Genomic DNA, 12699 nt, shown 5'->3' on the forward strand with positions numbered 1-12699 from the left:
CGCAATGCTGGTTCTTGCGGTAGGTGTTGCTGTTGGTGCACAGCAGGACCTTGGCCTCGCGGTAGTGGCGGCAGTTCGCACAGCGCGGCACGTTGCCCTCGAACCCGACCTTCTTCTTCAGCTGGCCAAGCTTGCTCATGCCTGCGCTCCCAGCAGGTCACCCTGCTCCGGCACGGGCGCGGTGGCCACGGCCAGCGGCGTGATGGTGACGATCAGCTTGCCGCCTTCGACGGGCTCGCCGCGCTGTGCGTTGATGCTGCGCACCCAACGGTCGTCCTCGATGGCCACGCCCTTGAGCGCATCCAGCAGCACCTTCTGGGCGTTGTCCAGGTCGATGCACTGCACGGTGTCGTCCCAGGCCATGGGGTCGCGCTTCGCCCGCCGCGCCCAGTCCTGGGGCCGGTGCGGGTGCAGGGTGTAGGCGATGGCCACACGGCCGGCGATGGGGCTGCGCACGCCAGCGGCCTTGGCCAACCAGCCCACGCGCTCCTTGAAGGCCTTGGCCTCGGTGCTCACATAGGTCATGGCCATGCTGGTCGCGCCCTTGCGAATCACGCGGGTCTGCCAGTAGCGGTTCGCGCTGATGGGGTACGGGAGAGTGAGGGTGATCATGGATGGGGCTTTCACTCGAAGTCGGCCGAACGGCCAGGGGTGGTGCTCGGCTTGTCGCCGTTCCAGTTCTCGAAGCGGACCAGGTGGCCCACATACCGGAGGTTCAGATCGCCCGTGGCGCCGCCGCGCTGCTTGGCCACGCGCAGGCTGGCGTAGTACCGCCAGGCATCGCCCAGGCTGGGCTTGAGGTGGATGGGGCGGTGGGGGAAGAGGATGATGTCGGCGTCCTGCTCGATCTCGCCGCAGTCGCGCAGGTCGGACATCATGGGCATCTGGTCCACGCGCTTTTCGACCTCACGGTTCAGCTGGACCAGCAGCAGCACGGTGATGCCGAGCTCCTTGGCCAGCTTCTTCATGTTGCGCGTGACCTCGCCCAGCTGCGCGGTGCGCGTGTCCTTGGGGTTCGTGCCCTCCATCAGGCCCAGGTAGTCCACGATCAGCAGGCGCAGGCCATGCCGGCGCTTCAGGGCGCGGGCCTTGGTGCGCAGCGTGTTGATGTTCAGGCCGGTGCGGTCGTTCACGTAGAACGGGCGCTGGCGGATGCACTCCCCTGCCCTGCACACGGCCGCGTAGTCGCTGTCAGTCATGCGGCCCTTGGGCTGCCGGATGATGCTCATCGACACCTCGGACTCCATTGCGATGCGGCGCTCGTACAGCGCTGCGCACGACATCTCCAGCGAGAACATGGCGACGGTCTGGCCCAGCTTCGCGGCGTGCTCGCCGATGGCCAGGGCCAGGGCGGTCTTGCCCATGGAGGGACGCGCACCGATGACAACCAGGTCGCCCGGCCGCGTGCCGCCGTCGAGGATGCGGTCCAGGTCGCGCAGGCCTGTGGGAAGGAACGGTTCTTCGATGCCGACGCTGCGCTGGTCCAGGTCTTCCAGGAACGACACGACGCCAGCGTCTGCGCCGATCCACTCGTCGCCGGGTCCATCGGAGGCCAGGCCGGCCAGCTGCGCCGACACCTGCTCGATGCGGTCGCCGATGGGCAGCGCGTGGTCGCGCGCCAGCTCGCGCGCCTTGCCCACCACGCCGAGCAGTTGGCGGCTCAGCGCCCGCTCCCGGACGATCTCGGCGTAGCGGCGAGCCGAGGAGCCGGAGACGGAGCCGGCCTGCACCAGGTCGTTCAGGTAGGTCAGCTCCACCGCGCAGCGCAGCTGCTCGTACACGGTCAGCGGGTCCACAGCCTTGGCGGCCACGGCCAGCGCTGCAATGGCGCCGTAGATCGCGCCGTGTGTCTCGTCGGCGAAGTCCGCAGGCTGCAGGATGTCGCCCACCACGTCGTACAGGCCGCTGCTCAGCAGCAGGGAGCCCAGCACGGCGTGTTCAGCCTCGTAGCTGGCCAGTGGCATCGCGGCGGCGCCGTCGAAATCTTCGTCCAGGGGGGGCATGGAGCGGGAGTTCATGCTGCGGTCCTTGTTTTTTCGATGACGTGCTTCATGCCCTTGTCGGTCAGCAGGAAGTCCAGGTCGCACTGCCAGCCGGCGTGCTCGGCGCTGCGGAAGCCGCGGCCCATCAGGAAGTCGTTGTCTCGGGCACGGCCGAAGTACTCGCGGATCCAGGTCACGGCCTGCTCAGCGGTTTCAGCACGGGCCGTGCCGTCGGATTTCTTGCTCGTCAGGACGAAGCGCCAGAGCTTGCCCACCGCCTTGCGCCGGCCATCGTTGAGCAGGCGAACCTTCGGCAGTTCGGGCAGGACTTCGTGGTACAGGTCGACCAGGTCCTGCACCGGGCAGTTCGGCAGTCCAGGTTTTCCAGGTGCGGTTTCGCCGGGCTGGTCGTCGGCGCTGCCGACAGAGCCGTAAGGCTCTTTCTTTTCCTGTTCCTGTTCCTGTTCCTGTTCCTGTTCCTGATTAGGCATAGCCTTCGGGGAAGCCTTCCCGAAAGTCTCATCGAAAGCCTTCCCGAAAGCCTCTCCAAGCGCATGAACACTGGCTCTCAGGTGCTCCAGAGCCTCGCGCTTCAGGTCACATTCGGGGATCAGGTCGAATTCAGCGGCCCAGCTCTTGACCACGTTGGGGGACTCCGGCCGGTTGTGCTTGATGGCGTTCGGAACCCACATGACGCGGGCTTTGAAGTCGGCTTTCACCATCCCTTGTTGGAAGACTTCCCGGAAGGCTTTGTCGAAGGCTTCCAGATCCCAATCCAGCTCCTCAGCCATGGCGGCACGGCCAGCGCGGAACAAACCGGGAATGGGGCCTGTGTGGGGGCCGGTAATGAGGAACAGCCACAGGCCTTGGCCACAGGCGGGCATGGGCGACAGGCGGCGAAATTTCTCGTCGCCCCAGGTGCGCACCTCGACCTTGCGGTAGCGGCTCGGCGCGCGGGTGGGTTTTGTGTTCTCGGCTTCGATCACTTCGAGGCCTCCTTCTCGCGGTATGCCTCGAATGCGCTGCGGTCTTCCTTCTGCTTGCGGCGGTTGCAGGTCTCGCACAGCGTCTGCAGGTTTTGGATCGTGCTGGTGCCGCCGGCACGAAGCGTGAGGACGTGGTCGGCGACCAGCATGTCGGGCCAGCCGCTGCTGAGCTGGGAGTTGGTACGCAGCGCCTCAGCACCGTCGTAGTCCGCAGGCACATTCACAGCCTTGACGCCACAGCGGACACAGGCATAGCCATCGCGATGGAAGACGAAGGCACGCAGAGCCGCGTGGGCCGGGTACTTGAACTTGAGGCGTCGGCTGCTGCGAACCACAGGCCATGTACGTCCTTTGTGGTCAGTCCAGAACGGTTGTGGATCACGCATGCCCACCTCCCAGCGCACGCGCCATCTCAGCCTGGCGCTCGGGCGAGCGGCGCCCGATCAACGCATACATGGCCTTCTTGCCCTGGTCGGCACAACGGCGGTACATCAGGTTCTTGGTGCGCTCGAACGCCAGCATGTCGGCGCTCATCAGCAGGGCCTGGGCCTGGATGCGCAGCTCCAGCTCCTGATCTGCGAGTGGCATGGAAACCGGCGTGGGCGCGAAGTCCACCACCAGCATGGGCTGTGGCGGCTGGCCATCGACACCGGCGAAACGGATCTGGATGTTCATGCCGCGCTCCCAAGCCGCACATTTGCGTTACGGAAAAGTCCTGTGGTGGTCATGGCCGCCTCCTGAAGGGCAGCACACGGCCTTGCTGCTTGGGTAGTCGGTAGCGGGCAGCCAGCGTCTGCTGGGCCAGCTTCGTGGCCGCCTGCTCGGGCGTCAGCCCGTGCGCCTGGGCGTAGGCATCCAGCGCAGCCGATTCCTGGGCCGTCAGGTCCAGCTGCTGGAGGTGTCGAGGTTTTGGCACTGGAGTTCATTTCCGCGTTACGCAATCGGTGCTCGAAAGACGCTGAGGCGTCACTGTTGTGCTGCTCGCTTTTCGGTAGCACCGTCGCGAGAATTGCCGCCATGAAATCGAGACAGCCCTTCCAAAATCAGCTCGCGCAGGAACACAGACTTCTGCATCCCGTTGAACTCGGCCATGGCCTCGGCCAGGCGGTCCTCTGCATCGTTCAGCGACAGGTTCACGCGGTGCTTGCGGATGTGGCTCGGGTCGGCGTACATGGTTCGTTTGCCCTCCAGGCAGTTCTTCTTTGGGATCGGGATTCGGGGTGCGGCAGCCGTCAGGGCAGCGCGCGGGGAATTGCGGTGCAGGCCTCAGGCCTGGGCCGGCTGCTGGGGTTGGGGGGCGGGCTGCTCGGGGAGCGGCTGCAGGCCGTACAGCTGATCCATCGTCAGGGCCAGCCCGCGCTCAGCAGAGAACGCGATCACACGCTTGGCGGCCTCAGGTGGGAGGGTCTGGCCGCGCTCGTAATGGAAGATGTTTCCCTGCGTGCAGCCGATGCCTCGGCCCAGGGCATCCTGGGACAGGCCCAGGCGTTCGCGGATGGCTTTGATGGTGTTCATGCCGCGATACTAGCTGCGCTAGTCAATGTCGTCAATAGATGCGCTAGTTGCACTCCTTACTAGGCCTGCTATTTTTCGCGCGACATGGAAAAGTCCTCCAAATCCTCCAAGCTGACTCAGGAGAACTTCGAAGAGTCGGCCCGCCTGAAAACCCTCTACTTGGCGGCACGCCACGGCCTTTCACAAGAAGCCTTCGGCGCAAAGTACGACATCGGCAACCAGGGAGCCGTTTGGCAGTGCCTGAACGGCAAGGGCATGCCCATCAGCATGAAGGCCGCCATCGGCTTCGCGCGGGGGCTGGGCTGCGACATTGCAGACTTCAGCCCGCGACTGGCGGCCGAGGCCGCTGCTGCCGCATCCGTCTCCCCCCAAGAATCCACGGAAGAGTCCGTGGCGATCCGCCACATGGCTGTCAAGTTCTCGAATGGCCATGGCCGAGCCGTGTTCGATGAGGAGGAAAACCCCTCTCTGTTCTTCCGGCCCGAGTTCATCAGAAAGCTCGGGATGTATGTGAAGGACGCGGTGCTGGTGGATGCTGACGGCGACAGCAATTACCCCGTAATTCACAGCGGCGGCGTGGTCCTTGTGGACAGAGGCTCAACGGAAATTCAGGACGGAAAGCTCTATGCATTCCGGTGCGGCGGAGACCTTTTGATAAAGAAGCTCACTCGCCTTCCTGATGGATCCATCTTGGCGATTTCAGAGAACTCCTCATATCCACCGCGCATTCTGAAAGAAGATGAGGATTTCGAGATTATTGGACGAACTCGGTGGACATGTCACAGCATATAAGGAGAGAGGGATGAGAGTGATTATGGCGGCTGCATTTGTTGTAGCCACGCTTTCAGGCTGCGGAGAAAAATCAGTTGATCGTGTTACCTCAACGACCGCTGAAAGTAAATCTGAGACGCCGGCCAAGCCAGTCTACACAAAGGAAATTTGGCGATCCGATCTGCTCAAGCCGTTTCATGTATCTGGCGTTGAGACAGACGATGATGGAATGACTAAATACCTGGCCTGCCAGAGTTCGTCCTGGACCTCAGAAGGCAAGTGCAAGGATGGATATTTTGCTTTTGGCAAACGTGATGCTTTCCGAAAGCTGGATCATCTAACACCGACGTGGACTCGACTCGACGGAATCTCAAATTCGGCAAGCAATGTAGGGATTTACATAGCAGCCGTTGAGTGCAAGCCTATAGAAATAATTCTCGCGCCTGCAGTGCATGAGAAGTCTGGATGGCTCTTTATGAGAAGGGTGTCGCTCCTTGCGGATGGAGAGCTTGCATTCGAAAGAAGTTTTGAACTTCACGATGTAGAAAGAGATAACGATGCAAGATTGGTACACGAGCGCGCCGACTTCGTTCTAAAAAGCCAAGAGATTGATCAATTAAGAAAATACTCTTCCGCTTCACAGAGAGTGGCCAGATTAACCGGGGACAAGGGATACATCACAATCGCCAAGGAGCCGCTCGAGCACTTCAACAAAGACCTGGCCAACATTCTGATGATGTACGACGACATCAACAAGGTTCAAAAATATAACGGAGGCCCGGCCTGCACCACTGCAGAGGTCGCCTCCGCTCCACCCGCTTCGTGAGCACCCAGGCGCAGTAGGCCAGCCGAACTGACAAGCCCCGCAGGACGGGGCTTTTTTGCGTCCGTGAGAAAAAACTTTGACCAATCACTAGCGCCCCTATTGACTACCATCACTAGCGCGTCTAGTATTCACCCATCGCAGTCCAGCACCTGCACCCTGAGGTGTCTCAGCTGCGAGCAAGCCGATGAAGAAGGCAGAGACGGAATCCCCGATCTGAGCAGCCGCCGAGGTCTGCGCCCTTCTGAGGCCCAGGGTGGAGGCCTGCAGCGGCCGGAAGAACCTGCGATGTCAGCCGTCATGCGATACGGCCAAGCCCCGAAAGGGAACACCAACCCCTCAAGAAAAGGAGAGCGCATGCGACACGAATAGGCCGGCAGACCCGGCCACCATCTGGCCGCGCAGTCTCGCGGCCTGTTGCCGACAGGCGAGTTACCCGGGCAAAGGCAGCGCACAGAGCGCGCACGGGGTACTTCGGGAGTGGCGAACCCCTAACGCATCAATCAAGCCTCATTCACAAGTCTGCCTCAGATCGCTTCGTGCATCGGGCCGAACCCTTCCCGTAGTGGAGCCGGATTGAGTAACCGGACGCTCGCCCCTGGCGCACAGGGGCCCATCACGCAGGCGCCCTGCCCCCAGGACGCCGCCGCGATGGAGCTGGAGCCATTTGGCAAATCAACCTAGGAGTGGGTTCTGACCCGGCTCCATCGACCTTCACCTGGGCCTGTGGCCCACCACTTTCCAGCCGCACGCGTCGGATTGATCGCAAACCAGCGACGCGAGACTGCGGCCTTTTCTTTAGAGCCAGCCATTGAGCTGGCTTTGTCGTTTCTGGCCTGCGGGCCGCAAGGAGGCTTCATGCAAGACAAGTACACCCCGGGCCCATGGGAAGCGATGGGAACCTTGGTTCGTTCTCCTATGCACCAGCCAGATGGTTTGCCACGTGGCGTGCAAATTGCCGAGTGTCGGGATGGCTATTTTCTGCCGCACACGCCGGAGGCAAAGGCCAACGCCCGCCTCATCGCCGCCGCGCCGGAGTTGTTGGAGGCGATGAAAAAGCGCGTCAAGAATGCAGAGGAGCGAGCTTTTGAAGACTGGTTGGCGCGCGAACGTCCGAGTGGCGACGTTGAATCTGTTCAACGCCAATGGGAAGAAAGCTCGGATCTTGCGGATATGCATGCCGAATGGTCTTCTGAGATTGCGCTGATCGCCAAGGCCACTGGGAGCGCGCTATGAACGCCCGCCCCCAATGCCTCGACACCATGGCCGTGGACGCCCACGTGCAGCGGCTGAGCGACGATGACGCTGCCAGCGACTTCTGGTCTGTCCAGGCTGATCGCGAGATCCGCGTCGGCATGCGGCTGACCAAGCCCGCCGACTGGTTTGAGACCCGAATATCAGGTCCGCGCGGCGGTTGGTCGCCCGACGAGCTGCTGCTGCATGCACTGGACTGCGACAACGAGCCGGTGCGCAGTGTGTTCGCGCGGCTGATGGTCGGCCAGGCCAGCGCCGCCGAGCTGCACACCGCGCTGGTGGATTTCGCGCTGGAGCACTGCAGCGAGGGCGTGGCCGCCGCTTTGGAGCAGGAGGCCCGCTGCGCAACGCTCGAAGCCGCGCTGCAGCGCCAGTTCTCAGAGCCGATGCCGCCCGAGCTGGTCCGCGCCGCGCTCGCCCAACAACCCCAGGCGCTGGAGTTCAGCGCCGATGCAATCTGAGGACGCCATGAAAGAACGACCGATCCTGTTCAGCGGGCCGATGGTCCGCGCCCTGTTGGCCGGCACGAAGACGCAGACGCGCCGGATCTGCAAGCCAGCGATGGCCCACAGCTTGAGCCATGTTGTCGAAGTGCCAGACCCGCAGGAGCGCGGCCAGGTCTACAACGGGACCACCTTCGGCGACGAAGAAGGCGCCATTCAGTTCACGTCGCCCTATGGAGGCGTGCGCGACAGGCTGTGGGTGCGCGAGTCGCATTGGTGGTTCAAGGACGAATGCGACCACGAGACGGGCTACTACCCGCCAGCCCTGACCGCCGATGACGTGGAGTACAGGGCCGACGGCGAAAGCAAACGGCACGGCTGGCGACCCAGCATCCATATGCCGCGCTGGGCCAGTCGCATCACGCTGGAGATCACCGGCGTGCGCGTGGAGCGCCTGCAGGACATCAGCGAGACGGATGCAGCGGGCGAGGGTGTCGCCACCTGGGCGCCCGGCGCACTGTCGCCCGACAGCCTGAACGCTGACCCGTCCGACCAATTCCGCTGGCTGTGGACTTCGATCAACGGTCCCGACTCCTGGAGCGCAAACCCCTGGGTTTGGGTGGTCGAGTTCAAGCGTATTCAGCAGGCCTCCTCCGGGAGGCCTTCTCAATTGGAGGACGCCCCATGCAGCGCGTGATCCCGGCAGAGCCTTTCAACCCCGACCCCGATGCCCGCTACCGCCGCACGCTGGCCGAGGCCTTCCCGTGCGATGCCCGGCAGGCAGTGGCCTTCTTCGACGTGTCGCGCCCGCGGCGCTACGGCCGCTGGCTTGCCCTGGTGCTGAGCCTGCTGGTGGTGCTGGCCCTGGCCGGCTGCGGTCAGGCCGAAGCGCAGCAGCCCCAGCCCACGACACAGGACCAGCGCATTGCGCGCGGAGCGGCCCGTGCCTGCGAGGGCCTCACCCCTGTTTTTGAAAACGGCAGTCACACCTGCCACAAGGAGATTCCATGAGCCACCTCATCCACGGCGGCGGCCCCGCCTTTCCCATCGCAGACCCGACCATCGTCCATCGCATCGGTCACATGGCCTGCGAAGGCCTGAGCGGCACCGATGAGCGCGACCGGGCGTACATCGCCGCCACGACGCAAGCTGCCCAGGGTATGACCCAGCGCGACCACTTCGCAGGGCTGGCGATGCAAGGCCTGTTGGCCCGCGCGTTCACCAAGGACGAGAAGGACCGCCCGTTCGTGGAGTGGGTCTCCGAGTTCTCCTACGAGATCGCGGACGCCATGCTGCGCGCCCGCGAGAAGGAGCCCAGCTCATGACGCGCGAGCACCCAAACACCGACGAGCTGCTGCGCATCGCGGAGATCAACGGCGGCCTCGCGCTCGCTCTCCAGCGTCTGCTGGAGGTCGCCCAGAGCAGCACAGGAATCGTCGGCTACCGAGGCAACCCAGAGCCCATGTCATGGGACTTTTTCTGGGAGGTCGATGTGGCCGAGAAGGCCCTCAAGAAATTCATGGGAGAAAAAGCATGAGCAAGTACTACGCCGACGACGACATCCAGCTGCTGGCCAATGGGGCAGTGAACCACCTCCTGCGCAACGCCTACATGTCCATCACCTTGCGCAACGGCCAGCAGCCCAAGGGGTTCCCTCTGCCCATCAAGCGCGTGCACGGTGAAGGCCACCTCACCCAGGAATACCGTCCTCTGGCCGTGCTGGAGTTCGTGCAGGACGTGGTCGCCAAGGAGGCCGCGCAGCGTGTGGCTGCGGCCAAGAAGGCGGAAGCGGAGGCAGAGGAGCAGGCCACGCCATGAACGCCCTCTTCCACCTCTTCCTCTGGCTCGGCCTGAGCACCGTCTCGTTCGGCCTGGCCGCCCTCACTTCCGGCGCCTTCTGAGCGCCGTTTTCATTTGGAGGCCTCAATGGCACTGCAAACCATCGCGCCCGGCCACGACCGGGCCAAGTACCTGGGCGGCTCCGACATCGCCGCCGTGCTGGGCATCAGCCCCTGGAAGACCCCGCTGGACCTGTACCTCGACAAGATCAAGCCCAGGGCCGAGGGTGAGCGCAAGCAGGTGCTCACGCGGGGCATCCGCTGGGAGGGTGTCGTCTCGGAGATGCTGGTCGAACGCCTGGAGGCTGATGGTCACTCGGTTGAAATCGTTGGAAGCAACAACCGCTACCGTGACCCGCAGCACGATTTCATGGCAGCCGAGATCGACTTCGAGGTCCGGCTCGACGGCGCCGAAGAGATCACCAATGTCGAGTTGAAGACCGTGCACCCCTTCAAGATGAAGGAATGGGGCGAGTCCGACACGGACCACATGCCCACGCACTACACGGCCCAGGTCATGTGGGGCCTGGGCGTCACGGGCAGGAAGAGCGGCATTCTCGCCGCGCTCTTCGGCGCCGACGAGCTGCGCGCCTATCCGGTGGACCGGGACGAGGAGACCGTGCAGGCCCTGCGCAGCCGTGGCGCTGACTTCTGGGGCAATCACGTTCGCACCGGCGTGCCGCCTGACCCCATCAGCATCCGCGACACCGACCGCCTCTTCTCCGAGGACGGCGTGGCCGACGCGATGCAAGCCGACCCAGCGTTGTCCGAATGGCTGATGCGCATGCGCTTCATCCGCGCCGAGATCAAAGCCCGGGAGGCCGAAGCCGAGGTCCTGGAGTTCCAGATCCGCAAGGCCATGGGCACGAATACGCAGGTTCTCATGCCCAACGGAAAGGCCGCGTGCGAATGGAAGGTCCGCACCGGCAGCTACATCGATGAGGCCGAGCTCAAGAAGGCCCATCCCAAGATCGCCCGCCAGTTCACGCGCAAATGGGAAAAGCGCGTGTTCAACCTCAAGCACTTCGACACCACAGGGATTTAAGCCATGTCCACCCAAGCTCTCAAGGCCGCCGCGACGGGCGGCGTGACCCGAAACACCAAGCCCCAGACGTTGGCCGACCTGATCACCGGCGACAGCATGAAAAAGCAGTTCGCCCTGGCGCTGCCCAAGCACCTGAATGCAGAACGCTTCACCCGTGTGGCGCTGACCGAGCTGCGCAAGGTGCCCAAGCTGATGCAGGCCGACCCGGCTTCGTTCATGGGCGCCGTCATGCAGTGCGCGCAGCTCGGCATCGAGCCAGGCGGCGCCCTGGGGCATGCCTACCTGCTGCCGTTCGACAACCGTCGTTCCGGCAAGACCGAGGTCCAGTTCATCCTCGGCTACAAGGGCATGATCGACCTGGCCCGCCGCAGCGGCCAGATCGTCAGCATTGAGTCTCGGGCCGTGTATGAGCGGGACATGTTCTCCGTGAAGTTCGGCCTGGACCCGGACCTGCAGCACGAGCCCGCCTGGGAAGACGATGACCGGGGCGCCCTGCGCGCCGTGTACGCGGTCGCCAAGCTCCAAGGCGGAGGCGTCCAGTTCGAGCTGATGGGCCGCGCCGAGATCGAGCGGATCATGCGCGAGTCCCAGGGCTGGAAGGCGGCCGAAGCCAGTGCGCGCAAATACGGACGCGAGCCGAACTCGCCATGGCACACGAATTTCGATGAGATGGCGAAGAAGACGGTGCTGCGCCGGCTCTTCAAGTACCTGCCCGTCAGCATCGAATACATCGACGCTCAGGAGCGCGAGGACCGGGACAGCAGCCTGGCCGACATCGAAGTCGATGCGCACACGATCATCGACAGCGGCGCGACCGAGATCATTGACACCCCGGCGGGTGAAGACGCAACAGCCGCGGCCCCGCCAGCAGCCATCGGCTACACCGCTCCTGAGCTGCTGGACCAGATGCTCAAGGCGAAGACCCCGGAGCGTCTGGACGAGGTAGCCAGCTTCATCGGCGACCTGCCCGACCAGGAAGACCGGAAGAACCTGAACGCCAAGTACGAGGCCCTGCGCGCGGAGATGCCCGGGGCATGAGCGCCGCCACCATCCCGGCCGCCGAGTTCGCCCAGCGGCTGGCTGGCCTGATCACGGGCCTGCCCATCGGCGCGGAAAACCTCACGCATGAGCAGGTCGCCCGCGCATTCCTGCGCGTCTCCCTGGAGGCCGAAAAGCTCGGCCGCCAGTACGCCGCCCAGGCCCTGGGCCAGCCCATCCCTGTTTCCACCACCACCACCGAGGACCATCCCCATGGCATTTGAAATCGAAGAGTTCACCAACGCCCGGCTCGCCAGCATCAACGTGCGCAGCGAGAAGCATGGGCCAGATCACCTGGAGCCAGCCGTGGATCTGGCCTTCCAGCTCGACGCGGCGAACAGCATCCTGTCCGCGTTCGACGGGCACCTGCTCAACGCGCTCTACCACCGCAGCGAGGCGGCGGCCGGCGACGGCGCCCAGCAGTCTCTGGATGGCGTCGAAGAAGTGGCCAGCCTGCCTAACCTGCGTTTTCCCAGCATGGGCCCGATCAAGTGGGGCAAGGAGCTGGCCGGCTACACCCTGACCATCGACCACGGCCTGGGCGGCGCGAGCGAGATCCAGCTTGTGGACTGCAAGGTCAACGAGTTCAAGATCGAGCCCAAGGAGGGCGGCACGGTGCAGGTCCGCTTCCGCGTCCAGTGCGCCACGCACCTGACAGAACGCACCATGGGCAAGCTGGCCCTGCTCGCCCAGAACGAAGTGCCCATCACGCTCATCGCGCCGGCCACGGCCGACCAGCAACAGGACCTCGACAACCCGTTCCCGGTCCAGGGCCGCGACGAGCCGCCTGAAGACCCGTTCCACCCGGTCAACCAGCAGACGCCTGAAGACGCCTTCGCGGCGGCCGTGACCGGCGACCAGGCCTGAACCATCCACTGAACCAACCCACGGCGCCCGCGCGGCGCCACAAGGAACCACCCATGACCTCCTACACCGAACTGCTGGCCCGCAAGGCCGAACTCGACGCCCAGATCGCCCAGGCCCAGGCCGAGCGCAAAGCCGAG

Annotated in this window: 21 protein-coding genes; 13 read left to right on the forward strand and 8 right to left on the reverse strand. The window is 64.0% G+C overall.

Annotated features, from left to right (window positions below; all coding sequences use genetic code 11):
• Positions 1-135: 135 nt before the first annotated feature.
• The 8 genes from L995_RS11885 to L995_RS11920 form a co-directional block, all read right to left on the reverse strand.
• On the reverse strand, positions 136-612 hold the full coding sequence (locus L995_RS11885; protein WP_047471924.1) for a RusA family crossover junction endodeoxyribonuclease: 477 nt from the start codon (positions 610-612) through the stop codon (positions 136-138).
• 11 nt (positions 613-623) lie between these two features.
• The gene (locus L995_RS11890) at positions 624-2018 is read right to left on the reverse strand and encodes a replicative DNA helicase (RefSeq protein ID WP_047471926.1); all 1395 of its coding nucleotides are present in this window, start codon (positions 2016-2018) and stop codon (positions 624-626) included.
• On the reverse strand, positions 2015-2968 hold the full coding sequence (locus L995_RS33805) for a hypothetical protein (protein ID WP_052195784.1): 954 nt from the start codon (positions 2966-2968) through the stop codon (positions 2015-2017). The genes L995_RS11890 and L995_RS33805 overlap by 4 nt, the downstream gene beginning before the upstream one ends.
• Positions 2965-3354, reverse strand: coding sequence for an HNH endonuclease (locus L995_RS31390; RefSeq protein ID WP_156136045.1), 390 nt, complete (start codon positions 3352-3354; stop codon positions 2965-2967). Before L995_RS31390 ends, L995_RS33805 begins: the two co-directional genes overlap by 4 nt.
• Positions 3347-3643, reverse strand: coding sequence for a hypothetical protein (locus tag L995_RS11905; protein WP_047471928.1), 297 nt, complete (start codon positions 3641-3643; stop codon positions 3347-3349). The genes L995_RS31390 and L995_RS11905 overlap by 8 nt, the downstream gene beginning before the upstream one ends.
• Positions 3644-3692: 49 nt before the next feature.
• Positions 3693-3884: a hypothetical protein gene (locus L995_RS11910; protein WP_047471930.1), complete on the reverse strand. Its 192-nt coding sequence runs from the start codon at positions 3882-3884 to the stop codon at positions 3693-3695.
• A gap of 50 nt (positions 3885-3934) precedes the next feature.
• Positions 3935-4141: a hypothetical protein gene (locus L995_RS11915; RefSeq protein ID WP_047471932.1), complete on the reverse strand. Its 207-nt coding sequence runs from the start codon at positions 4139-4141 to the stop codon at positions 3935-3937.
• 93 nt (positions 4142-4234) lie between these two features.
• A complete protein-coding gene (locus L995_RS11920; RefSeq protein ID WP_047471935.1) occupies positions 4235-4483 on the reverse strand; it encodes a helix-turn-helix domain-containing protein in 249 nt (82 codons plus the stop codon).
• Between the two features lie 84 nt (positions 4484-4567).
• Here L995_RS11920 and L995_RS11925 point away from each other — a divergent pair, with 84 nt between their 5' ends.
• From L995_RS11925 to L995_RS31400, 13 genes are all read left to right on the forward strand, one after another.
• Positions 4568-5275 carry a S24 family peptidase gene (locus L995_RS11925; RefSeq protein ID WP_047471937.1) on the forward strand — a complete coding sequence of 236 codons (708 nt, stop codon included), beginning with the start codon at positions 4568-4570 and terminating at the stop codon, positions 5273-5275.
• Between the two features lie 10 nt (positions 5276-5285).
• Positions 5286-6080 carry a hypothetical protein gene (locus L995_RS33025; protein ID WP_156136046.1) on the forward strand — a complete coding sequence of 265 codons (795 nt, stop codon included), beginning with the start codon at positions 5286-5288 and terminating at the stop codon, positions 6078-6080.
• A gap of 855 nt (positions 6081-6935) precedes the next feature.
• Positions 6936-7313: a hypothetical protein gene (locus L995_RS11935; RefSeq protein WP_156136047.1), complete on the forward strand. Its 378-nt coding sequence runs from the start codon at positions 6936-6938 to the stop codon at positions 7311-7313.
• Complete coding sequence (locus L995_RS34325; RefSeq protein ID WP_231574413.1) at positions 7310-7792, forward strand: hypothetical protein; 483 nt, start codon at positions 7310-7312, stop codon at positions 7790-7792. The genes L995_RS11935 and L995_RS34325 overlap by 4 nt, the downstream gene beginning before the upstream one ends.
• A gap of 7 nt (positions 7793-7799) precedes the next feature.
• A complete protein-coding gene (locus L995_RS11945) occupies positions 7800-8471 on the forward strand; it encodes a hypothetical protein (RefSeq protein WP_082001538.1) in 672 nt (223 codons plus the stop codon).
• On the forward strand, positions 8459-8785 hold the full coding sequence (locus tag L995_RS11950; RefSeq protein ID WP_047471944.1) for a hypothetical protein: 327 nt from the start codon (positions 8459-8461) through the stop codon (positions 8783-8785). Before L995_RS11945 ends, L995_RS11950 begins: the two co-directional genes overlap by 13 nt.
• Complete coding sequence (locus tag L995_RS31395; RefSeq protein ID WP_052195787.1) at positions 8782-9099, forward strand: hypothetical protein; 318 nt, start codon at positions 8782-8784, stop codon at positions 9097-9099. Before L995_RS11950 ends, L995_RS31395 begins: the two co-directional genes overlap by 4 nt.
• Positions 9096-9311, forward strand: a complete 216-nt coding sequence (locus L995_RS11960) for a hypothetical protein (RefSeq protein WP_047471946.1) — start codon at positions 9096-9098, stop codon at positions 9309-9311. Before L995_RS31395 ends, L995_RS11960 begins: the two co-directional genes overlap by 4 nt.
• A complete protein-coding gene (locus L995_RS11965) occupies positions 9308-9592 on the forward strand; it encodes a hypothetical protein (protein WP_047471948.1) in 285 nt (94 codons plus the stop codon). The genes L995_RS11960 and L995_RS11965 overlap by 4 nt, the downstream gene beginning before the upstream one ends.
• A 108-nt stretch (positions 9593-9700) precedes the next feature.
• The gene (locus tag L995_RS11970; RefSeq protein ID WP_047471950.1) at positions 9701-10657 is read left to right on the forward strand and encodes a YqaJ viral recombinase family nuclease; all 957 of its coding nucleotides are present in this window, start codon (positions 9701-9703) and stop codon (positions 10655-10657) included.
• Between the two features lie 3 nt (positions 10658-10660).
• Positions 10661-11695, forward strand: coding sequence for a recombination protein RecT (gene recT, locus L995_RS11975; RefSeq protein ID WP_047471952.1), 1035 nt, complete (start codon positions 10661-10663; stop codon positions 11693-11695).
• Entirely contained in the window at positions 11692-11919 is a 228-nt protein-coding gene (locus L995_RS11980) for a hypothetical protein (protein WP_047471955.1), read from the forward strand. The genes recT and L995_RS11980 overlap by 4 nt, the downstream gene beginning before the upstream one ends.
• Complete coding sequence (locus tag L995_RS31400) at positions 11909-12562, forward strand: hypothetical protein (RefSeq protein ID WP_052195788.1); 654 nt, start codon at positions 11909-11911, stop codon at positions 12560-12562. Before L995_RS11980 ends, L995_RS31400 begins: the two co-directional genes overlap by 11 nt.
• The last annotated feature ends 137 nt before the right edge of the window (positions 12563-12699 follow it).

The sequence above is a fragment of the Delftia sp. ZNC0008 genome (assembly GCF_000799035.1).
Taxonomy (GTDB): Bacteria; Pseudomonadota; Gammaproteobacteria; order Burkholderiales; family Burkholderiaceae_C; genus Comamonas; species Comamonas tsuruhatensis.